Origin of the sequence: Pelagimonas phthalicica (assembly GCF_004364805.1) — a bacterium.
Lineage (GTDB): Bacteria > Pseudomonadota > Alphaproteobacteria > Rhodobacterales > Rhodobacteraceae > Pelagimonas > Pelagimonas phthalicica.
On the sequence record NZ_SOAP01000002.1, the window covers coordinates 833,282 to 855,596 of the forward strand.

General features: G+C 57.8%; 22 protein-coding genes. 12 read left to right on the forward strand and 10 right to left on the reverse strand.

Going from position 1 to position 22,315, the window contains the following annotated elements:
- Window positions 1–87: 87 nt before the first annotated feature.
- The 3 genes from gltX (at window position 88) to CLV87_RS14190 (ending at window position 5,315) form a co-directional block, all read left to right on the forward strand.
- Window positions 88–1,497: a glutamate--tRNA ligase gene (gltX, locus tag CLV87_RS14180; RefSeq protein ID WP_099246364.1), complete on the forward strand. Its 1,410-nt coding sequence runs from the start codon at window positions 88–90 to the stop codon at window positions 1,495–1,497.
- 90 nt (window positions 1,498–1,587) lie between these two features.
- Window positions 1,588–2,883 carry a citrate synthase gene (gene gltA / locus CLV87_RS14185; protein WP_099246366.1) on the forward strand — a complete coding sequence of 432 codons (1,296 nt, stop codon included), beginning with the start codon at window positions 1,588–1,590 and terminating at the stop codon, window positions 2,881–2,883.
- Window positions 2,884–3,140: 257 nt separating this feature from the next.
- Window positions 3,141–5,315: a hypothetical protein gene (locus CLV87_RS14190; protein WP_133840793.1), complete on the forward strand. Its 2,175-nt coding sequence runs from the start codon at window positions 3,141–3,143 to the stop codon at window positions 5,313–5,315.
- Between the two features lie 69 nt (window positions 5,316–5,384).
- Here CLV87_RS14190 and CLV87_RS14195 read toward each other — a convergent pair whose 3' ends face one another.
- From CLV87_RS14195 to CLV87_RS14220, 6 genes are all read right to left on the reverse strand, one after another.
- Entirely contained in the window at window positions 5,385–6,161 is a 777-nt protein-coding gene (locus CLV87_RS14195; RefSeq protein ID WP_099246370.1) for an enoyl-CoA hydratase-related protein, read from the reverse strand.
- 82 nt (window positions 6,162–6,243) lie between these two features.
- Window positions 6,244–6,735: a DUF2087 domain-containing protein gene (locus CLV87_RS14200; RefSeq protein ID WP_099246371.1), complete on the reverse strand. Its 492-nt coding sequence runs from the start codon at window positions 6,733–6,735 to the stop codon at window positions 6,244–6,246.
- Between the two features lie 266 nt (window positions 6,736–7,001).
- Window positions 7,002–7,466 (reverse strand): cytochrome c-type biogenesis protein, encoded by a 465-nt coding sequence (locus CLV87_RS14205; protein ID WP_099246373.1) that lies wholly within the window; start codon window positions 7,464–7,466, stop codon window positions 7,002–7,004.
- Window positions 7,463–9,430: a heme lyase CcmF/NrfE family subunit gene (locus CLV87_RS14210; protein WP_099247779.1), complete on the reverse strand. Its 1,968-nt coding sequence runs from the start codon at window positions 9,428–9,430 to the stop codon at window positions 7,463–7,465. Before CLV87_RS14210 ends, CLV87_RS14205 begins: the two co-directional genes overlap by 4 nt.
- Window positions 9,431–9,519: 89 nt before the next feature.
- Window positions 9,520–10,095, reverse strand: a complete 576-nt coding sequence (locus CLV87_RS14215; RefSeq protein WP_099246375.1) for a holin family protein — start codon at window positions 10,093–10,095, stop codon at window positions 9,520–9,522.
- Window positions 10,086–10,709, reverse strand: coding sequence for a holin-associated N-acetylmuramidase (locus tag CLV87_RS14220; RefSeq protein ID WP_235871932.1), 624 nt, complete (start codon window positions 10,707–10,709; stop codon window positions 10,086–10,088). The genes CLV87_RS14215 and CLV87_RS14220 overlap by 10 nt, the downstream gene beginning before the upstream one ends.
- 83 nt (window positions 10,710–10,792) lie before the next feature.
- Here CLV87_RS14220 and CLV87_RS14225 point away from each other — a divergent pair, with 83 nt between their 5' ends.
- Both CLV87_RS14225 and CLV87_RS14230 read left to right on the forward strand, forming a co-directional pair.
- Entirely contained in the window at window positions 10,793–11,215 is a 423-nt protein-coding gene (locus CLV87_RS14225; protein ID WP_099247782.1) for a cupin domain-containing protein, read from the forward strand.
- Between the two features lie 207 nt (window positions 11,216–11,422).
- Window positions 11,423–11,929 carry a DUF1097 domain-containing protein gene (locus CLV87_RS14230; RefSeq protein WP_099246377.1) on the forward strand — a complete coding sequence of 169 codons (507 nt, stop codon included), beginning with the start codon at window positions 11,423–11,425 and terminating at the stop codon, window positions 11,927–11,929.
- 57 nt (window positions 11,930–11,986) lie between these two features.
- On the opposite strand, the gene pgi is transcribed toward CLV87_RS14230, so the two are convergent.
- From pgi to zwf, 3 genes are read right to left on the reverse strand one after another with little or no spacing between them, the layout of a single operon-like run.
- Window positions 11,987–13,567 carry a glucose-6-phosphate isomerase gene (pgi, locus tag CLV87_RS14235; RefSeq protein WP_099246379.1) on the reverse strand — a complete coding sequence of 527 codons (1,581 nt, stop codon included), beginning with the start codon at window positions 13,565–13,567 and terminating at the stop codon, window positions 11,987–11,989.
- A 4-nt stretch (window positions 13,568–13,571) separates the two neighbouring features.
- The gene (pgl, locus tag CLV87_RS14240) at window positions 13,572–14,249 is read right to left on the reverse strand and encodes a 6-phosphogluconolactonase (RefSeq protein ID WP_235871933.1); all 678 of its coding nucleotides are present in this window, start codon (window positions 14,247–14,249) and stop codon (window positions 13,572–13,574) included.
- Window positions 14,246–15,700, reverse strand: coding sequence for a glucose-6-phosphate dehydrogenase (zwf, locus tag CLV87_RS14245; RefSeq protein ID WP_099246383.1), 1,455 nt, complete (start codon window positions 15,698–15,700; stop codon window positions 14,246–14,248). Before zwf ends, pgl begins: the two co-directional genes overlap by 4 nt.
- Window positions 15,701–15,881: 181 nt before the next feature.
- Between zwf and CLV87_RS14250 the strand changes: the two genes are divergently transcribed.
- From CLV87_RS14250 to CLV87_RS14280, 7 genes are all read left to right on the forward strand, one after another.
- Window positions 15,882–16,829, forward strand: coding sequence for a radical SAM protein (locus CLV87_RS14250; RefSeq protein ID WP_099246385.1), 948 nt, complete (start codon window positions 15,882–15,884; stop codon window positions 16,827–16,829).
- Between the two features lie 415 nt (window positions 16,830–17,244).
- Window positions 17,245–18,195 carry a nucleoside hydrolase gene (locus tag CLV87_RS14255; protein WP_099246387.1) on the forward strand — a complete coding sequence of 317 codons (951 nt, stop codon included), beginning with the start codon at window positions 17,245–17,247 and terminating at the stop codon, window positions 18,193–18,195.
- The gene (locus CLV87_RS14260) at window positions 18,192–18,638 is read left to right on the forward strand and encodes a GNAT family N-acetyltransferase (protein WP_099246389.1); all 447 of its coding nucleotides are present in this window, start codon (window positions 18,192–18,194) and stop codon (window positions 18,636–18,638) included. The genes CLV87_RS14255 and CLV87_RS14260 overlap by 4 nt, the downstream gene beginning before the upstream one ends.
- Window positions 18,639–18,642: 4 nt before the next feature.
- The gene (locus CLV87_RS14265) at window positions 18,643–19,092 is read left to right on the forward strand and encodes an NADAR family protein (protein WP_099246391.1); all 450 of its coding nucleotides are present in this window, start codon (window positions 18,643–18,645) and stop codon (window positions 19,090–19,092) included.
- Window positions 19,093–19,123: 31 nt separating this feature from the next.
- Window positions 19,124–20,542: a protein adenylyltransferase SelO gene (locus tag CLV87_RS14270; protein ID WP_099246393.1), complete on the forward strand. Its 1,419-nt coding sequence runs from the start codon at window positions 19,124–19,126 to the stop codon at window positions 20,540–20,542.
- A gap of 91 nt (window positions 20,543–20,633) precedes the next feature.
- Complete coding sequence (locus CLV87_RS14275; protein ID WP_099246395.1) at window positions 20,634–21,416, forward strand: DUF533 domain-containing protein; 783 nt, start codon at window positions 20,634–20,636, stop codon at window positions 21,414–21,416.
- Between the two features lie 91 nt (window positions 21,417–21,507).
- Entirely contained in the window at window positions 21,508–21,927 is a 420-nt protein-coding gene (locus CLV87_RS14280; protein ID WP_099246397.1) for a Fur family transcriptional regulator, read from the forward strand.
- On the opposite strand, the gene CLV87_RS14285 is transcribed toward CLV87_RS14280, so the two are convergent.
- The gene (locus tag CLV87_RS14285) at window positions 21,924–22,313 is read right to left on the reverse strand and encodes a carboxymuconolactone decarboxylase family protein (RefSeq protein ID WP_099246399.1); all 390 of its coding nucleotides are present in this window, start codon (window positions 22,311–22,313) and stop codon (window positions 21,924–21,926) included. The two genes, CLV87_RS14280 and CLV87_RS14285, sit on opposite strands and share 4 nt — an antisense overlap.
- Between the last annotated feature and the right edge of the window lie 2 nt (window positions 22,314–22,315).

Consider the following 22,315-nt stretch of genomic DNA (forward strand, 5'->3'; position numbering starts at 1 on the left):
ACCATGGCTCCACTTGCCCAAGGGCGGACCTGTGTTTAAGGAACAGCCCAAGCTACCCCTTTCCTTGTTAGCAAAAGGTTAACCAAGATGACGCAAGTCGTGACCCGTTTTGCCCCTTCGCCCACGGGCTATCTTCATATCGGCGGTGCCCGCACGGCGCTGTTCAACTGGCTTTATGCCCGCGGTCGCGGCGGCAAATTCCTGCTGCGCATCGAGGATACCGACCGCGCCCGTTCAACCCCCGAAGCGACAGAGGCGATCCTGAAAGGCATGGACTGGCTGGGGCTGGACCATGATGGCGAGGCTGTCAGCCAGTTCGCCCGCGCAGATCGCCATGTCGAGGTCGCCAATGAGCTGCTCGCCAAAGGCGCGGCTTACAAGTGTTTCTCGACACAGGAAGACATCGAAGCCTTTCGTGAAAAGGCCCGCGCCGAGGGGACATCGACCCATTTCCAAAGCCCCTGGCGTGATGCAGACCCAAGCACCTTCCCAGATGCCCCCTTTGTGGTGCGACTGAAAACCCCTCAGGACGGCGAAACCGTGATTGAGGATGAGGTTCAGGGCATTGTGCGCATCAAGAATGCCAATCTTGATGACATGATCCTGTTACGCTCCGACGCTACGCCCGTCTACATGTTGGCTGTTGTGGTGGATGATCACGATATGGGCGTGACCCATGTCATTCGCGGGGATGATCACCTGAACAATGCTGCGCGCCAGATGGGCATCTACACGGCCATGGGCTGGGACCTGCCGGTCTATGCCCATATTCCGCTGATTCACGGGCCCGATGGCAAAAAACTGTCCAAGCGTCACGGCGCGCTGGGGGTCGAGGAATATCAGGCCATGGGTTACCCTGCGGCGGGCATGCGCAACTATCTTGCGCGTCTGGGCTGGAGCCATGGCGATGACGAATTCTTTACCGATGATCAGGCAAAGGAGTGGTTCGGGACCGATGGAATCGGCAAATCACCCGCCCGATTTGACTTTAAGAAGCTGGAGAATATCTGTGGCCAACATATTGCGATCACTGACGATGCTGCATTGCTGCAAGAGATCGTGATGTATCGTGCGGTTGCGGGATTGCCGGACCTGACAGACGTTCAGTCACAGCGGCTGAACGCCGCGCTTTACTGCCTGAAAGACCGGGCCAAGACTTTCCCGGAACTCATTGAAAAGGCTCACTTTGCCCTGATTGAAGGCGCGGTTGTTCCTGATGAAAAAGCCGCAAAAAACCTTGATAGTGTATCCCGTGGTATACTGAGTTCATTGACGCCGCAGCTGCAAAATGCTAGCTGGTCGCGGGATGACCTAGAAACGGTCCTGAACCGTTTCGCAGAGGAAAATGGCATGAAATTCGGCAAGCTGGCCGGACCGCTGCGCGCGGCCCTGGCAGGCCGGGCTGCCACACCGAGCGTTTTTGACATGATGCTCGTACTTGGCAAGGAGACCAGCCTGGAACGGCTGACCCAAGCCGCAACTGGGGGAGACAGCTGAGGGCATTTCGCCGCAGCCTTCCCCAAAGAACAAAACACTTGCGGGCTGCAGGACGTGGCCCGCTTCGTTCGAGAATAAGGGAAGACACGCATGGCTGAATCGACAAAATCCGCGACATTGACGATTGATGGGGAATCCTACGACCTGCCAATCCATTCGCCGACTGCCGGCCCTGATGTGCTGGATATCCGTAAATTGTATGCCCAGGCGGGCGTGTTCACCTATGACCCGGGCTTCACCTCCACTGCGAGCTGTGACAGCACAATCACCTTTATCGACGGTGGCAAGGGCGAGCTGCTGCATCGCGGTTATCCGATTGATCAACTGGCTGGCAAATCGCATTACCTCGAAGTGTGCTACCTGCTGCTTTACGGTGAACTGCCGACCGCCGCTGATCTGGAAAAGTTCGAGAACACCATCACGAACCACACCATGATCCACGAGCAGATGCACAACTTCTTCCGTGGGTTCCGTCGCGATGCGCATCCGATGGCCACCATGGTGGGTGTTGTGGGTGCGATGTCGGCCTTCTATCATGACTCCACCGACATTTCTGATCCGCGCCAGCGCGAGATCGCGTCGCACCGTCTGATCGCCAAGATGCCAACCATCGCTGCGATGGCCTATAAATACTCTATCGGCCAGCCTTTCATGTACCCTCGCAACGATCTCGATTACGCGGCGAACTTCCTGTATATGTGCTTTGCCGTTCCGGCCGAGGAATATCAGGTTGATCCGATCCTGGCCCGCGCCATGGACCGTATCTTTACCCTGCATGCGGATCACGAACAGAACGCCTCGACCTCGACCGTGCGTCTGGCCTCCTCGTCCGGTGCCAACCCGTTCGCCTGTATTGCTGCGGGCATCGCCTGCCTTTGGGGTCCGGCCCATGGTGGTGCAAACCAGGCGTGCCTGGAGATGCTCAAGGAGATCGGGTCACCCGATCGCATTCCTGAATTCATCGCCCGTGCCAAAGACAAGAACGATCCGTTCCGCCTGATGGGCTTTGGTCACCGCGTCTACAAGAACTTTGACCCGCGCGCGACCGTGATGAAACAGTCCGCCGACGAGGTTCTGGATCTGCTGGGTGTTGAAAACAACCCAATCTTGGCAACCGCCAAGGCGCTGGAAGAGGCCGCTTTGGCCGATCCGTACTTTGCCGAAAAGAAGCTGTTCCCGAATGTGGACTTCTATTCGGGCATCATCCTTGAGGCGATGGGCTTCCCAACCTCGATGTTCACCCCGATCTTTGCGCTGAGCCGGACCGTTGGTTGGATCTCCCAGTGGAAAGAGCAGCTGTCTGATCCAGCGCATAAAATCGGTCGCCCGCGTCAGCTCTATCTCGGTGAGACCGAGCGTGACTATACGGATATCGAAAAGCGCTAAACGCCTCCGAATCGAACCAAGAAGAACCCGGCCTTGAGAAAGGTCGGGTTTTTCTTTGCCCAAATCCCGCCACCTTTCATCGAAACAATTCAATTGGTTGCGAGTTACTGTTCCCGTAACGTCAGCGGTCCATCACCAATTGTGGCACCAAAATGGCTGAAACGGATTGTTTCCATCATATTTCGAGCGTTTGAGGACAGATTTCGGCATGAATTGGTCAAATTTTTAACGTTTGCCCGTTTGTGCAGGAGCTGACCATGTCCACAGGAAACACCACCGAGATCCTTTTGGGTTGCGAACCTCAGGTTCGTGTCGAGATCATCGAAGATAACGGCAATCTCTTTATGCGCGTTGTCGCGCCCGATCCGGATGCCGTGGACATTGACGCGCTGTTCTTCAACCTTGCCGATGATGTCGATGCCAGCGCGCTGACCATCTACCCCGATTATGACGAGGCGATCGGCTCTAACGGTGAAAATGTCACCGGCTTTACAGTGGCGACCGGCACCTTGAACCAGATGGACAATGGCGCGCAGGTTCAGGAACCTTATGACGTGCGTCTGGAATTCGGCACCACGCCCTATTCGTCGCAGGGCGATGTGAACGAGGCGACGCTGACCTTCTATATTGACGGTGGCGGCTCTAACCTGACCGCGGATAGCATTGACCTGTCCAACCTGACAGCGGTTGTAAACACCGACAATGGCGGCGGCATGGCCCTGACCGGTGGTATCGGCAATACAGGCGATGATCAGGCTGCGGTGTACGAGACCAACGTCCTTGCCTCTGACGATTTCAACGGCATCTCTTATGCCTCGCAAAGCGATATCGTCTCTTATGGCGGTTACTGGCAGGCGACCAATGGCGAACTCGAGGCCAATGGCTGCCATGACGGCAATATCTGGTTCGAGCCGGTAGCCGTGAACGGCGATGCTGAAATCTCTTTTGACGCCCGCGCGCCACATACCGAGTATTTCGAAAATGGCGGCTGCTATGGTGACAGCCTCGAAGTCTGGGCGCTGGTTGATGGCAATGAATGGGTCCTGATGGACACGTTTGTGGTCAATGACGAAGGTACGGCTCTGGTGGGCGACACAACCGGCCAGACCATCACAGCCGACAGCCAGACCCTGACCTATTCCGGCGGTGCACTGGATGGCGCGAGCTCGGTTCAGCTGGTTCTGGATGCCGATATCTCTGCGGGTAACGAAGAGATCTTTATCGACAATGTCGAGGTCAGCGAAACCGTTCTTGTCGAAGGCAATGACAGCGGCGCAACAACCACCGAGACTGTCGAAGAGGTTGTTCTGGCTGAGAATTTTGATGGCGTTTCCAACCTGCAAGACGCACAAAACGTGGCGTGGAACGGCGGATGGCATGGCGGCTGGCAGGCCACCAATGGCGAAGCCGAGGCCAATGGCTGCCACGATGGCAACCTGTGGTTTGAAACTGCACAAGTAAACGGCGACGCTGAAGTCTCCTTTGACGCCCGGGCCCCGCACACCGAGTATTTCGAAAATGGCGGCTGCTATGGTGACAGCCTCGAAGTTTGGGCGCTGGTTGACGGCAATGAATGGGTCCTGATGGACACCTTTGTCGTCAATGATGAAGGCACCGCGCTGGTGGGCGACACAACCGGCCAGACCATCACAGCCGACAGCCAAACCCTGACCTATTCCGGCGGCGCTCTGGATGGCGCAAGCTCGGTTCAGCTGGTTCTGGACGCTGACATCTCCGCGGGTAACGAAGAGATCTTTATCGACAATGTCGAGGTCAGCACATTGACCGAAGTCGAAGTGCCCGTCGACGAACACGGCACTTGCGAAGATTTCGAAGATGCCGCAGCAGGCGAAACCGCCGCTCTGCAGTTTGACGGCTTTACCGTGACCGCTCAGCGCGCCGGTGATGCCGCTGACAGCGAAAACGACGCGATGATCTTTGACACGGCCAACCCAACCGGTGGCGACAGCGATCTCGGCTATGCCGATCAGGGCAATGCGATCATTATCTCCGAAGACAATGACGCAACCGATCCTGACGACAATGCGGGCGGCGGCACCATCACCTTTGACTTTGCAGCACCCAGCGATGTTGTCAGCCTGAACGTGCTCGACATCGAAGAAGAGGGCGGCGCGATCGACCTTTATGACAGCGAAGGCGAGTTGATCGACTCCATCGCCATTCCGGCGGCGGGCGACAATTCGGTGCAAACCATCGACATCGCCGTTGATGGCGTGGCTTCGATGCAGGTCACTCTGGCCGGCTCCGGCGCGGTTGACGATCTGTGCTATGCCTCCGAAACCGGCGGCAATTGTGGCCAATATGACGTCACCTATGATGATCTGATGAAAGACGCAGATCCGGCGGCAGTCGCGGATGACCAGACCACTGCCGATGATCAGGTCGATGATATGGCCGACGCGATGGTCTAATCATCACAGGGTTGAAAAAAGAAGGGGCGCGAAATTCTCGCGCCCCTTTTTTTTGCAATAAGGCCAGAGTTAGCGCCCTTCGTAATCCGGCGCACGTTTGTCGAGAAACGCCATGACCCCTTCCATGAAGTCGCGCGTCTTGCCCGCCTGACCTTGCAAGCTCGCCTCAAGCGACAGCTGATCCTCTAGCGTATTGTCAAAGGAGGCGCGCATGGCCTGTTTGATCCGCGCATAGGCCTGGGTTGGCCCCTTGGCCAGATGCGCCGCGCGGGCCTTCCAGATGATCTCGAACTCACCATCTGGGACGGCTTCCCAGATCATGCCCCATTCATCCGCCTGACGCGCACTGATTTTCTCCGCAAACAGCGCCTTGCCCATCGCCTTGGCCAGACCGATCTGGCGCGGCAGGAACCAGGTGCCGCCCGCATCCGGGATCAACCCGATCTTGCTAAAGGCCTGCAGGAAATAGGCGCTTTCAGTCGCGATCACCACATCCGCCGCAAGCGCCAGATTGGCCCCAGCCCCAGCAGCGGGACCATTGACCGCCGCAATGGTCGGCACCGGGCATTCATAGATCGCCCGCAACATCGGCACATATTCGTCATTCAGCGTCCGTTGCAGATCAAGCTGAGCGACATTCTTGCCATCGCCCAGATCCTGCCCGGAACAAAACGCCTTGCCATTGCCCGTGAGCACCACAACCCGCGCCTCTTTGCCGCCGCGTGTAAACGCATCCGCCAATTCGGCGCGCATTTGCGTGTTGAGCGCATTCATCACATCGGGCCGATTGATCGAGATCGTCGCAATGTCATCTTCAACCACATAGGTGATCGCATCGTATTTCATGAGAACTCCGTTAACCTGTTGCGCCCATCAAATACTGCTGGCGCGGGATTGGCAAAGCGAAACGCCGCGTCAGCAATATTCCTCAGGGCAATTGCGCGATTAGGGCGCGCGCTTCTGGTGGTGGGGCCTGTTCGATACGCTCATAGGCCGACCCGTCCAGATTGCGCATCACCAAGCGATGTTCGATCATGCCACGCCGAATTTGCGCGGCATCGCGAAACAAGGTCATGTCGTCAATGGCTTGGCTGATCTCGCGCTCACGCATCACCTGACGCGCGGGCAAACGCGACCACAGGACCCACAGGCACAAGGCCTGAATACGTGTCTTGCCAGGCCAGCGTTTCAAAAACCCATTGTCGTCAAAATGCTCCAAGGCCCGCGCCACCAGCTTGTCATCGGCAACAGGCTTTGGCGCATTGCGGGCGCGCAGATGTTGAAAATTGCGATACCCCGCCGCGCGGGCCACCAGACCCAAGGTTTCGACATGGCTGGGCTTATGGGGCAATTCCGCCCGCAAGCTGCGCGCAAATTGCGTGAGATCCTTGATCTCGAGTGTAATCGTCTCCCGACTCATCGGGTCCTCCGTTCTGACGATACCAAACCCGACATGGGAAGGAGGTCCGCCCTTGTCCAGAGGTATCGCCCGAAACATCAGGGAAACGCAGAAGAAAACGACAGGTTTAGCAAGTGGCGGCGCCTAGGGTCCCTGTCACCCTTGCCTCAGAGCTATAGCTTCCAGGCAAACAGGTCAACGCCCAGGCTTCTTTGGGCCAAAAATATCCCGGGGAGTCCCGAGCTTGCTCGGGGCGGGGCAGCGCCCCTTCCCCGCCTCAGGCCAACTCAGCCCTTCATGATCTCGTCCAAACGCGCCTGCTCTTCGGCGCTCAAGCCCTCAACAGGCTTCACCGGAGCCTTGGAGCGCGCGCGCAAATAACCCGCCGCAATCAGCAGCGCCAGAACAAACCCAATCGGCCCGGTCGCCCAAAGTACCCAGTTCCAACCGCCGGTGGTTGGCTGCAGCAAGACAAATTCACCATAGCGCGCAACGATATAGTCGACCACTTCGGTGTCGCTATCACCTTCGCTCAGCCGTTCCCGCACCAGAATGCGCAGGTCTTTGGCCAGCGATGCGTTGGATTCATCAATGCTCTCATTCTGACAGACAAGGCAGCGCAACCCGTCAGAGATATGGCGTGCCCGCTTTTCCAGCAGCGGGTCATCCAGCATTTCATCCGGTTCCACCGCCGCCAAAGGCGCAGCCAAAGCAATCAGCAAGACCGAGATCCACAGACGCAACACAGTCATTCCGCAGGCACCCCTTTGATCGGAGCGGCTTTGCGTGCGCCCGCGGCTACGCGATAACGTCTGTCAGAAAGGCTTAGCAAGCCCCCCAGCGACATCAGGATACAGCCCGCCCAAATCCAATTGGCCAGCGGTTTGATATAAATGCGCATGACATAGCCGCCGTCATTCTGGGCATCACCAATCACCACATAGATATCGCGCAAAAAGCGGTAATCGATCGCCGCTTCGGTGGTTGGCATCTGCTGCACCGGATAGTTGCGTTTTTCTGGGAAGACGCGCACGATCTCTTTGCCACCACGCAGCACCGCCACCTCGGCCATGTCCGAGACATAGTTCGGCCCCTGAACGGTTTCGACGCCTTTCAAAACAAAGTCGAATTGCCCAACGGTGAAAGGTTCATCGATCTGGGCGACCAAAACGCGCTCTTCCTCCCAGGCCATCAGGCCGGCGATTCCCAGCATGGTAATGCCCAGCCCACCATGGGCCACCGCCTTGCCCCACTCAGCGCGTGGCAAACGGAACAGGCGGGACAGGTCGCGGTTACGCCCGGTTTTGGCGATCAGATCAATGATCGAACCCGAGACCAGCCAGGCCCCAAGGAAAACCCCAACCGGCCCCAGCATGGTGCGCCCGGTTTGCATCGACCAAACCAGACCGGCCAAGGCCAGTGACAGGATCAAAGCCGGAGCCAATTGGCGCAAAACCTTGTCGGCGCGCCCGCGCTTCCAGCTCAGCATCGCGCCAACCGGCAAAAGCAGCCCCAGCAGCACCATGAAGGGTGTAAAGGCCATGTTAAAGAAGGGCGGTCCAACCGAAAGCTTGCGGGCAAAGGCCATTTCGGCCACCAGCGGCCACATGGTCCCGACAAAGACCACAAGGCTGGCCACTGCCAATAGGATGTTGTTGGCCACCAGCGCGCTCTCGCGGCTGACGACACCAAAGACGCCCTTGGCCTCCATCACACTAGCGCGGCCTGCAAACAAGGTCAGCGCGCCACCTGTGAAAAAGACCAAGATGCCCAGAATAAAGACCCCCCGCTCAGGATCGGTGGCAAAGGCATGGACCGAGGTCAGAACGCCGGAGCGCACGATAAAGGTGCCGATCAAGGAAAAGCTGAACGCCATGATCGCCAGTAGAATGGTCCAGCTTTTCAGGCTTTCGCGCTTTTCGACAACGATGGCTGAATGCAGCAAGGCCGCCGCAAAGAGCCAGGGCATGAAGGAGGCGTTTTCGACCGGATCCCAGAACCAGAAACCACCCCAGCCAAGTTCGTAATAAGCCCACCAAGAGCCAAGCGCGATGCCGATGGTCAGAAACACCCAGGATATCAAAGTCCAGGGCCGAACCCAGCGCCCCCAGGCTGCATCAACGCGACCTTCGATCAGGGCCGCCACCGCAAAGCTAAAGCAGATCGAAAGACCGACATAGCCCAGATACAAAAACGGGGGATGAAAGGCGAGGCCCGGGTCCTGCAGAAGCGGGTTCAGATCCTGTCCGTTCATCGGTACCACATTCAGGCGCAAGAACGGGTTCGAGGTGAACAGGATAAAGGCATAAAACGCCGCCCCGACCGAGGCTTGCACCCCCAAAACCCGTGCGCGCAATGTCGGTGGCAGATTGTCGCCAAACCAGGCCGCCATCGCCCCGAACAGGGCCAGGATAAAGACCCAAAGCAGCAGGGACCCCTCATGGTTGCCCCAAACACCGCTAATTTTGTAAAGCATCGGCTTTTCAGAATGGCTGTTGGCGTAAACCAGTTGCACCGAGAAATCCGAAACCACAAAGGCATAGGTCAAGGCTGCAAAAGACGCCGCCACCAGCACAAATTGCGTGGTGGCAGCGGGCTCCGCGACGGCCATCCAGCCGGGCAGACGTTTATGGGCACCGATCAAAGGGACCACCGCCTGGACGATGGACACCATGAAGGCGAGGATCAGGGTGAAGTGGCCGAGCTCTGTAATCATGGGCATGTTTATACGCCCATCAATTTCAGCGTCCAATGACTTATGTTAGGCCAACCTGTTCACATTGTCGCGCATTTGGGCGCGTGCAGTTACGACTTGGTCTTTGCGCTCCAATCGGCCAGGGCGGGATTGTCAGAAAACTGCGCATCTGGGATGTCCTCTTGGGCGTCATCCTGCCCGACCGGCTCTGGCGTAACGTGGCGCAGTGATTCCACCTCGCGCACCGTTTGCACCACTTGAGGAACAGCCGCCATGGTCGCGGCCAGTTGGTTTCGGAACTCCTGCCCTTTCGCCTGATGGCGTGCGCCAAAGTAGAATGACACAATCGCCCCGAGCAGCCACCAAAGCGGCTCGGGCACCAAGGCGATTCCGGCCATGCGCGCGGCAAACCACACCGGATCGACCATGGCGGCCACAAACAAACCCAATGTCCCCAAGGCCATGGCCGGGCGCGGCACACGATTCAGAGCATCCATAAACCGATCAAACCAGCTGCGCCGGACAATGCGGAACTCTTGGCCAAATTGCTGCAAGGCCGAGCTGCGCAAATCATGATTGCGCGCGGCCTCGGCCTCGGCATTCACGCGAAAGACTTCGGCGGTTTCGGCAACGACATTGCGCCCGCCGCCAAAAACCAATCCCAGCAACCGTTCGATCAGGCCCATGACGCCACCCGCGCTGCAAATTGCGCCTCGGTCAGGTGATATTTCGGCGAAATGAACTCTTCGGCGCGTTTGATCCAACCGCCTTTGCCCCCGGCACGGGTGCGCGCATATTTGCGGCTGGCCGGACGCCGATCCGCAATGCCAAAGTAATAATTGCGCCGCGCGATCCCATAGGCGTCCACGATGTGATCCGGGGCCTTGTTAAAGGCGCGCACCGTCGCAGCAATGGTCAGTGGACCAATCGCCCCATCAACGCTGACCTCTTCGCCCATCTGACGCAACATGCGCTGCAAGATCTTCACCGCATTGCCCCCGGCATTGACATACATGTCAAAAACCGTGCTGTGCAAAACCGAGGGCAGCTCGGCGATGCGCGGGCGAATGAAGTAATGTTCCAGAAAGATATTCACCGCCTGATTCCGGCTCAGACGTTTGACATCATTGGGGGTCACCTTGCCGTCACCATCCAGATCAATGCCCAACCGACGCATGGTGTGGATCGTGACCCCATATTTGGTCGCCCCGCCCGGATCGTCTGGATCATTCACATAGCCACCCTCGCGGGCAACGATCTCTTCGGCCATCTGCCGAACATCTTTCTTGAGTGCCGCCATTTGTGCCTCCTGCTCGAAGCGGTTAGGAATGCGGCAAAGGGTGACCCCGGTTCGTTAACCAACTCTGAGAGGAACGCACGGTGCTGACAGCGGATGATATCATTGCCAAGCTCAACCTGGCCCCGCATCCCGAAGGCGGGTATTACCGCCAGACCTGGATTGCCGAGGCGACTGGCGATGATCGACCAGCCGGGACCTGCATCTATTTCCTGCTGAAAGGCGGCGAGCGCAGTCATTGGCATCGAGTGGATGCGGCGGAGATCTGGCATTACTACGCGGGTGCGCCGCTGGTGCTATCCCTGGCGGCAACCGAGGCTGGCCCACGTCAAGATTTGACCTTGGGACCCGACCTTTCGTCAAATCAACAGCCGCAAATTATCGTTCCCACCGGTCATTGGCAGGCTGCCAAGAGCGTGGGAGATTGGACTTTGGTGGGGTGTACCGTCTCACCCGCGTTTCAGTTTTCAGGCTTTGAATTGGCCGAGGCCGGTTTCGATATTCCCTGAAACCACATCCGGGAATCACCTTAAAGGATCTGAAACGTCACGACTTTCCCCTATTGGACAAGGGTGACCCAGGCTCGGCCAACCATGCGGTGTCAAGCCCTTTCGGGTCGAATGAACCAAAGTACCATACCCCCATTGCAGCCCCGAAACTAACGTTCCGGCGCCGGTCAAGCCGTTCTGGCGTGACCGGAAAAATGGGAGGAAACTATGAATCTAATCAACGCACTTGCGATCTCGATCGGCGTGTTGGCAGCCATTGCAACCTGGCTGTGTTTGGGCAACGGCTATGGTCTTCAGGTCTGGGCCCTGTTCATCGGATGGGGAAGCTTTTATCACACCGGTGGCGGATCAGACGGGTTGACGAAATCTGCGATCAACCATGTTTGGGGGGCTCTGGTTGCGACGGTCGCGCTGGTTGTCGTCGGCACTGTTGGCGGATCAGTCGAGGTCACGTCGCTCTTGGTCGGAGCGTCCGTTATTGTCCTGGTGCTTGGGGCGCATTTGCCGGTTTTGTCGACGATCCCGGCGGCGGTTTACGGCTATGCATCGACAGCGGCCTTCTGCCTGTTGACCGGTGTTGCAATTGGCGACATCGCCGCCACGGGCCAAGCTGCCGCAATGGTCGTCGCTTCGCTGATCCTGGGCAATCTGTTTGGCTTTGTCAGCGAAAAGCTTGCCGGAGCCATGGTCAAAGCCGAGCCGCAAGAGGCGTAAAAGGTAAAGCGGCGGGCATGGTCCGCCCGCCGCAATTTATGCCTGTGAACTTGCAGGTTACGCGTTATGGCGTAGAAAGAAGGAAACCAACTGCTGCGTCGACCCGTCTTTATCGGCGGCGGACGCATCTCCCGTAACCACAGGGCCCAGCGCAGTTGCCAACTCTTTGCCCAGCTCAACACCCCATTGGTCATAGGAATTGATCCCCAAGATCACTCCTTCGACAAAGACGCGATGCTCATATAGCGCGATGATCTTGCCTAGGATTTCCGGATCGAGCTGATCATAGATCAAGGTCGTCGACGGGCGGTTTCCGGGGAACACGCGATGACGCGCCTGGCGTTCCAATTCATCACCTTCGAACTTGCCCGCCACTTTGGCCCGCGCCTCGTCCAAGGTCCGACCACGCATCAGGGCCTCGGATTGCGCAAAGCAATTGGCAACCAGCAATTGATGATGGTGCTTGAGGTCCTGCTCATGACCTTGGGCCGCAACAAGGAATTCGCAAGGGACAACGGCAGTGCCCTGATGGATCAACTGGTAAAAGGCGTGCTGACCATTGGTCCCCGGTTCACCCCAGACAATCGGCCCAGATTGGACTGCCAGATCGGACCCGTCCATGGCGACACCTTTGCCATTGCTCTCCATCTCGAGTTGCTGGAGATAGGCGGGCAGCCGCATCAGGCGATTGTCATAGGGCAGCACAGCGCGCGAGGCATAACCCATGCCCTGATTGTGCCAGATCCCAACCAAAGCCAGCAGAACCGGAAGGTTCTCATGCAGCTCGGCGGCTTGGAAATGCCGATCCATGGCCTGACCACCACGCAGAAAGGCCCTGAAGGCCGCGCCGCCAATGGCGATCATCATGGACAGGCCAATCGGGCCCCACATGGAATAGCGACCGCCAACCCAATCCTCGAACCCAAAGACACGCTCGGCCGGGATACCAAAGGCCCCTGCCCCGTCCACATTGGAACTCAGCGCAACAAAGCGCCCCTCTTCGGACACGCCCTTATCGGCCAACCACGCTTTGGCCGTGCGGGCATTGGTCATGGTTTCGATGGTGGTAAAGGTCTTGGAGGCGACGATAAACATCGTCTTTTCCGGATCACAGCCGCGCAGCGTATCGGCGATATCCGCCCCATCCACATTGGACACAAAGTGGCATCGCGGACCGTCATGATACGGAGCAAGCGCCAGCACACCCATGACCGGCCCAAGGTCAGAACCGCCAATCCCGATATTCACCACATCAGTGATGTCACCCGCTCGGATCTCTTCGGCCAGTGCTTCCATCCGATCCAGAGTGCCCAGCACCTCGGGCATCACATCCGCCCCGTCGACCTCAATCGCGCCGCCATCAAGGTTACGCAAAGCTGTGTGCAGCACTGCGCGCCCTTCGGTCTCGTTGATCTTGTCACCGCGGAACATGGCATCGCGCCGCGCTTCGACCTCTGACGCTTTGGCCAAGGCAATGAGCGTGTCCATCACATCGGCATCAATCTGGGTTTTAGAATAGTCAAACAACATGCCCAGCGCCGTCGTGCTATAGGTTTGGGCGCGGCTGTCATCTGCAAACAGCTCTTCGATACGCCGATCCGCAACGCGCGTGGCGTGGTTCTTTAGATCAATCCACATGATGTTACTCCGCCCAATGAACCTTGGCACCGTTCAAGACGGCATTGATGGGGGCCTCTACTGGCGATAGCCCCTTGGCTTTCTCCAGGGCCGCACGCTTGCCCGCCCCAAAGATCAACACATGTTTGCGCAAAGCGCCGTCAAGAACACGCGCCGACAGGGTAATGCGCGGCTCGGGCGCACCGGGCGCGCGCATCGGAAGCAGGATCGGAGCCTTTGGCGACAAGGCGTCTTCTAGACGATCAGCCTCGGGGAAAATCGAGGCTGTATGCATGTCCTCGCCCATCCCCAAGAGCACAACCGCCAAAGGCAATTCAGGCGCAATCATGCTTTCCAGCTCAGGCAGAACCTCTCCTGGTGTGGGTTTGGGTGCATACATGGGCAGGAGATTCGCCTTGGCCGCTCGCTCGACCAACAGTCTTTGACGCAACAGCCGGGTGTTGGAGCGCTCATGTTCTTCGGGCAGCCAACGCTCATCGCTCAGCATGACGTCAACACGGGTCCAATCAAGGTCAGCATTGCACAGATCGTCAAAGACAGGACCGGGCGAGGTTCCTCCGGGCACGGCCATTGCCACACGGTCCTCGTGCAGCAACGCCTCTTCCAGATCGGTGGCAAGCTGGTTGGCCAAATCAATGGCCAGCATATCCCGATCCGGGTATTCGATGAATTCGTAGCTCACGCTTTGATCTCCCGCCATTTGCGCCCATCCCGGTGCATCAACATCAGGGCATCCTCAGGTCCGCTAGAGCCTGGCTCATAAGGTTTGGGCACTTCGCCCCGGTTTTGCCAGCCCTCGATAATGGGATCTGTCCAGGCCCAGGCAGCCTCGACCTCGTCACCACGCATAAACAGGGTCTGGTTGCCACGGATCACATCCATGATCAAACGCTCATAGGCATCTGGTACCTCATCCGCTTCTGCGCCCAGCGCTTCGGCAAAGCTCATATCCAATGGCACATCCAACAGACGCATGCCCCCTGGACCGGGTTCCTTGATGGTTACATCCAGCGTCATGCCCTCATTGGGTTGCAAGCGGATGACAAGCACGTTGCGGTGTTGCCCAGCATCCGTGCCAAAGATCGAATGCGGCGCGTCCTTGAACACCACAGCGATCTCGCTGGTGCGTGCCTTCAGCTTCTTACCGGTGCGCAAATAAAACGGCGTTCCCGCCCAACGCCAATTGGAGATATGGCATTTCAGCGCCACGAAGCTTTCGGTGCGCGACCGCGGGTCCTCGACATGGGCGCGATAACCCGGCTGGTTTTCATCCGCCCCGTATTGGCCGCGCACAATATGATGATAGTCTACCGGATCCAGCGCACGGATCACCTTGAGCTTTTCATCCCGAACCGCATCCGGTTCAAAACGCGCCGGCGGTTCCATGGCGATCAGGCACAAGAGCTGCATCAAATGGTTTTGCACCATATCCCGCATGGCACCCGATTTATCGTAATAGCCCCCGCGCCCCCCAACATCGACGGTTTCCGCCACAGTGATCTGGATGTGATCGACGTATTGCGCATTCCACAGCGGTTCGAACAGCATATTGCCAAAGCGCACCGCCATCAGGTTCTGAACAGTCTCCTTACCCAGGTAATGGTCAATCCGGTAGATCTGGTGTTCGTCAAAATGCTGCGCCAGGGTTTGGTTCAGGGCGCGGGCGGTTTCCAGATTGTGGCCAAAGGGCTTTTCAACAACCACGCGGCTGTCATCATCCGCCAAGCCAAAGCTGCGCAAACGCTCAGCCAGGGCCCCAAACAGGCTGGGGGCGACGGAAAAGTAAAACGCCTTGATCACATTGTCGCGCAAGCGCCCCTTGAGCTCCTGCCACCCGGCCTCTCCCATCGCGTCCACACGCTCGTAATGGATGCACTCAAGAAACTGGTCCAAGGTACCGTCTTCGCAATGGCTGCCGCTGCCAAATTCGCGGATCGCCTCGGCAACGGTTTTGCGAAACCCCTCATCCCCTTCATCAGACCGCGCGGCCCCGATGATCTGGGACCCTTCGGGGATTTGCCCCGCGCAATAGCGGCGGAATAGACCGGGGAGAATCTTGCGGCGGGCAAGATCGCCGGTCGCCCCAAAAATGACGAGGTCGAAGTTTTCGACCGGAATGACGCGTGATACCATGGCTGGCCCCTCTTAGGATCGTTAGCGCTAACGGGTTCATTCACCGGCGCGTTTACCCGATCTTTTCGCAAGAGTCTAACATCCAATTGATCCATCACAATGGCGTCAGCAAAATATTCATGGGCTGGTCACACAGTGATGGAGGCAATAGGTCTGTTTGAACAGCGAGTTGAGGACGACCATGAAAGACAGCGCGACGACAAATATCGGAAAGTTCGAGCATCCCGGCATCACCGCCAAGGGGGATCAGCGCGCACGTGTCGCCCTGACCGATCCGCAAACGCTGTGGTTCAATACCGGTACCTTGTGCAACATCACTTGCGCCAATTGCTACATCGAAAGCTCGCCCACCAATGACCGGCTTGTCTATCTGACAACGGATGAGGTCAGTGACTATCTGGACCAGTTGCAGGATCGCAATTGGGGCGTGCGTGAGATCGCATTTACCGGCGGCGAACCCTTTATGAATCCGGACATGATCGACATGGCCCGTGTATCGCTGGACCGTGGCTATGAGGTGTTGATCCTGACCAATGCCATGCTGCCGATGATGCGCCGCCGCGTCCAAGAGGGTTTGCGCGATCTGAATGCGGCCTATCCCGGCAAACTGACCCTGCGCATCTCGGTCGATCATCACAGCGCGCGGTTCCATGACGAAGAACGTGGCACTGGTGCCTTTGAGAAAACCCTGATCGGTATGCGCTGGTTGCGGGATGCGGGCATTCCGATGGCCGTGGCCGGGCGCAGCATGTGGGATGAAACGGATAAGCAAGCGCGCGATGGCTTTGCCGCGCTATTCCTCAGCGAAGGGTTCGATATCGATGCTTACAACCCAGGCCAGACCGTCCTCTTCCCCGAGATGGACGAAACTGTTGAGGTCCCCGAGATCACCACGGAGTGCTGGTCGATCCTCAACAAGTCGCCCGAAAGCGTCATGTGTGCATCGTCCCGTATGGTGGTCAAACGAAAAGGGGCAGAAAAACCAACGGTTCTGGCCTGTACCTTGCTGCCCTATGACCCGCAATTCGAATTGGGGGAAACCCTGAAAGACGCCGAACGCGCCGTTCCCCTGAACCACCCCCATTGCGCCAAATTCTGTGTTCTCGGCGGAGCCAGCTGCTCCGCCTGAACCATCTGGCTCAACTGTCTCGCCTTTTTTCTGTAACAGGTTAGCGCCCCATCCAGTCAGTGTTCAAATAGACGACCATTCCCAACCCGACCGCAAGGATGACCCAAAACAGGATGCGGTTCAGAAACGACGTCGGCTTAAAACAATAACTGCAGGTACGCGCACCAAACTTGTTTACGTGATTACAGTGTTTGCATCTTATTAGTCTTATGCCCATTTTTTACTCAGTACCTTTTTGAACGACCAAATCAACTATTCCAAAGCATAGTTAGGGGAAAGGTGACGCTCCGTTCCCTTCTGAACGGCCACACTGATGATGGCGCGACTGCGCCTTCCTCCGCCGATAGCGCTGACATTTGCTTGATCATGCGGACCCGTCATGTAACCAATCTTGCCAAAGAATAGGTGAATCCCAATGACAACAACAAAACCGCGCAAGATCATCATCGACACGGATCCCGGGCAGGACGATGCCGTGGCCATTCTGCTGGCACTGGCCTCTCCCGAAGAGATTGATGTGCTTGGCATTGTCAGCGTGGCGGGCAATGTGCCGCTGGAACTGACCACGCTGAATGCGCGCAAAATCTGCGAGCTTGCCGGTAAACCCGAAACGGCGATTTACGCGGGCTGTGATCGCCCGCTGGCCCATAGCCTGGTGACGGCTGAGCACGTGCACGGCAAAACCGGGCTGGATGGCCCGGACCTGCCCGAGCCTCACATGCCGGTACAGGACAAACACGGGGTTGATTTCATAGTCGACACCCTGCGCGAACAGCCCCCTGGCACTGTCACGCTGTGCCCTCTTGGCCCGCTGACCAATATTGCAACGGCCTTGCAAAAGGCCCCGGATATTGCTGAGCGCATTCAGGAAATCGTGCTGATGGGCGGGGCCTATTTCGAGGTGGGCAACATCACGCCCGCAGCCGAATTCAACATCTATGTGGATCCCGAAGCCGCCGAGATCGTTTTCAAATGCGGTGCGCCGATCAGCGTTATGCCTTTGGATGTCACCCATAAGGCACTGGTGACCAAGCCGCGCAACGATGCCTTTCGCGCGCTTGGCAACCCGGCCGGGATCGCATCAGCCGAGATGACCGATTTCTTTGAACGGTTCGACAAGGAAAAATACGGCTCAGCCGGGGCTCCACTGCATGATCCTTGTGTCACCGCCTATGTGATCAACCCCGACCTCTTTTCAGGGCGTCACATCAATGTTGAGATCGAAACCAAGTCCGAACTCACCCGCGGCATGACCGTTGCGGATTGGTGGGGCGTCACGGATCGCCCCAAGAACGCGACCTTTATGGGGGATCTTGATGCGGATGGGTTCTTTGCTCTGATCACACAAAGGCTGGCGCGGCTATGAAATCCCTGCAACTCGCAAACGAAGGGGACGCGGCAAAACTCTTGCCGCTCGTCGCGGCCTTTCACCAAGAGATGGGATTTGCCACCACCGAAGAGCAGCAGACGGCCGCCGTTGCGCCGCTGCTGACCGGGTCGCCCCATGGGGCTATCTGGTTGATCGGCCCGCGCAAGGCCCCGGTTGGATATATCGCCGTCACCTTTGGCTGGTCGCTGGAGTTTGGCGGCATGGATGCCTTTGTCGACGAGTTGTTCATTCGTCCCGCCGTGCGCAAACGCGGCATGGGCGGTGAAGCCTTGGCAGGTATTGCCAAAGCCCTGGGCGAAGGCGGTGTGCGCGCGCTCCACCTTGAGGTCGACCGCGAGGACGAGGCCACGCAACGCTTCTACCGCCGCGCCCATTTTCAGAAACGCGACAAATATGTGCTGATGAGCAAGGAGCTGTAAGCTTATGTCTGAGAACGAGAAAATCTATTTCTATTCTCAGACTGATGCCTATTCGGAATTCTCAAACTTTGCCCCCTATGGCGTGGCCATGGACGGCGCATGGTGGCCCACTGTTGAACATTACTTTCAAGCCCAGAAGTTTGAGGATCAGGACTATCGCCGCAAAATCCGCCTTTCCAATCGCCCCAAAGATGCCAAAGCGCTTGGCATGACTCGCTCACTGCCGCTGCGCGATGATTGGGAAGAGGTCAAAGATGGCATCATGCTCAGCGCGGTGCGAACAAAGTTCCAAACACATGACCATTGTCGCGACTTGCTTTTGTCGACCGGCAAGCGGGAGATCATCGAAAATGCGCCCATGGATGCCTATTGGGGCTGTGGGCCGGACGGGAACGGGTTGAACAAGCTTGGGAAAATTCTGATGCAAGTGCGTCAAGACCTGCAAACACCCTGACAAAGGCACATCTCTGCCCTATCTATTGCCCATGACCATGCACATCCCTTTTGACAACAGCTATGCCCGCCTCCCCGAGGCGTTCTTCAGCCGCCAGGCACCGATGCCGGTCGCCAAACCCTCTTTGATCGCCTTCAATGAAGATCTGGCCAAAGAGCTTGGCATCACGGGCCACCCCACATCTGACGATATTGCCGCCTTGGCCGGGAATGCACTGCCTGAGGGGGCCGAGCCCATAGCGCAGCTTTATGCTGGGCATCAATTTGGCCAATTCAACCCGCAACTCGGCGACGGACGCGCGGTTTTGCTGGGCGAAGTAGTTGATACGCATGGTGTTCGGCGCGACATCCAGCTCAAAGGATCGGGTCAAACCCCCTATAGCCGTCGTGGCGATGGGCGGGCGTGGTTGGGGCCGGTCCTGCGCGAATATGTGGTGTCCGAGGCCATGCATGCGCTTGGTGTGCCGACCACCCGCGCCCTGGCCGCCACCCGAACTGGTCAGGATGTCATCCGCGAACGCCCCATGCCCGGTGCGGTTCTGACACGCGTGGCGCAAAGCCATATCCGGGTGGGCACCTTTCAGATCTTTGCCGCACGCCGCGATGTACAATCTCTGCAGACCCTGTTCGACTACACCGTCGCGCGCCACTACCCCGCGGCCAAGGACCCCGGCGATCTATTGCAAATGGTCATCGACCGTCAGGCGGCCCTGATCCCGCATTGGATGTCCTTTGGGTTCATCCACGGGGTCATGAACACCGACAATTGCACACTCTCGGGTGAGACCATCGACTATGGGCCCTGTGCCTTCCTGGATGGGTTTGACGCCCATGGCCGCTATTCCTCGATCGATCATCATGGTCGTTATGCCTATAGCGCCCAGGCCGATATCATCGTTTGGAACATTGCGCAGTTGGCCACGTCGCTTGTGCTGCTGACGCCTGACACCGATGCTGCGATTGAACAATTCACTTCCCAAATCAACGCCATGCCCGAGTTGATCCGCAACAACTGGCTGACGCGTTTTGCCGCCAAGATCGGCATTGCGGCCCCCAAACCCGAGGATGAGGCGCTGGTGAGCGACCTGCTCAAGCTCATGCATCAGGACCGGGCCGATTTCACCAATACGTTCCGGGCCTTGACCGCCGGGTCCGCACGCGAAGAATTCTCGGACCAAGCCGGATATGACGCCTGGCACATGCGCTGGCAGACCCGGTTGTCCAATGAAACCGCCCCGACCAAAGTGATGACCCGGGCCAACCCGGCCTTTATTCCGCGCAATCACCAGATCGAAGAAATGATTGCCGCCGCAGTCGAAGGCGATGACAGCCTGTTCCATCGTTTGAACAAAGTGCTCGCCACCCCTTTTGACGAACAACCGGCACATTCCGACCTGCAATCACCGCCCCGCCCGGAAGAGGAAGTCAAAGCCACCTTCTGCGGCACCTGAGCGCAGCACCCGCAACACCACAAATTTTCCCCTACACTTTTGCGCATCCCATGGCACTCTGACCCCAGTTAGTCTGGGAAAGGAATGTGTCATGGGTCTGATGGGAACACTGGCAAAGGTGGCTTTGGGATATGCGGCGGCGCGCGGGGTCGACAAACTGTCAGGCGGCGCAGGCCTTGCCGGGTTGATTGGTGGTGGGGCCCAGATCAAGGGACAGGAACCAACCTCGCAAATGCAAGCGCAGATGGGCCAATTGATGTCGGGGCAAATGCCCGACGGGGCTGGCAACCCGATGCAGGAGATGATGGAAAAATTCCAGCAAGGCGGGCTTGGCGCGATGATGGGCGGTGACAGCAACCCCATGGCCGAGATGATGGACAAGGTCACCGGTGGTTTCGATCTTTCCTCTCTCATGGGGGGCGGAGGGGCTGGCTTGGCCGGAGCCATGGCCGCGGCCCAGGGCGGCGGGCTTTCCAGCATGTTGGATGCCTTCAACAACAAGGACACCACGCCCGAAAGCGAAGAAATGGCCAGCCTGATGTTGCGCGCCATGATCCAGGCCGCCAAGGCAGATGGTGGCATTGACCAGGCGGAAAAGGCCAAATTGCTGGAAACCATCGGCGAGGATGCCGCCCCCGAGGACATGGCCTTTGTCCAGGCGCAACTGGCCGCACCGGTCAATCCCGAAGCCTTGGCCAATGACACGCCCGAGGCCCAGCGCATGCAGGTTTATTCCGCATCTCTTATGACCATCAAGGTCGACACCCAGGCCGAAGCGGAATATCTGCACGACCTTGCCGGGGCCATGGGATTGGATGAAAACACAGTCAATATGCTGCATATGCAGATGGGCATGCAGCCGCTTTACAACTGAAACACTTATCCACAACGCGCGCCTTTGGTCTTGGCCTGAGGCGCGACTTTGCCTATGAGAGGCGAAATTTTTCGAGCCGGGGCTGGACCAAATGACCGACACCATCATCGCGCGTTGCGCCGCCAAGGGTTTGCGCATGACAGGCCAGCGCCGGATCATTGCCGAAGTTCTGGAAAGCTCCAAAGATCACCCGGATGTCGAAGAACTTTATGCCCGCGCCTCGGCCCGCGATGACGGGATTTCCATCGCAACCGTCTATCGGACGGTGAAACTGTTCGAAGAGGCCGGGATTCTGGAACGGGTGGATTTTGGCGATGGGCGCGCGCGCTACGAAGATGCCGAGCGCGAGCACCACGATCACCTGATCGACATGAATTCTGGCGAAGTCATTGAATTCGTTGACCCCGAGATTGAAGCCCTGCAGGAAAAGATCGCTGCGAAATTGGGTTACAAGCTCAAGGGTCACAAGCTTGAGCTATATGGCGTTCCGCTCAAGAAAGACGAAAACTAGGCGTTTTCCCCCTCGTCAAAGACCTTCTTCGCCACACGGAAACACTCCAAGGCCTGCGGAACCCCGCAATAGATTCCGATCACATGAATGATCGCGCGCACTTCTTCCTTGGTGACGCCATTATTGATCGCGCCCCGGCAGTGAATTTCCCATTCATGCATTTTGCCCAAGGCCCCGATCATTGAAAGGTTCATCATCGACCGGGTTTTGGCATCGATGACATCATCCCCCCAGCCAAAGCCCCAACACCAGGCGGTCATGGCCTCTTGAAACGGGCGGGTAAACTCATCCGCCGCCGCCAGGTTCTTTTCGACATATTCCGCGCCCAGTGTGGATTTGCGTTGTTCCAATCCTTTGAGGAACAGATCCTCGTCAAATGTGCTCATGA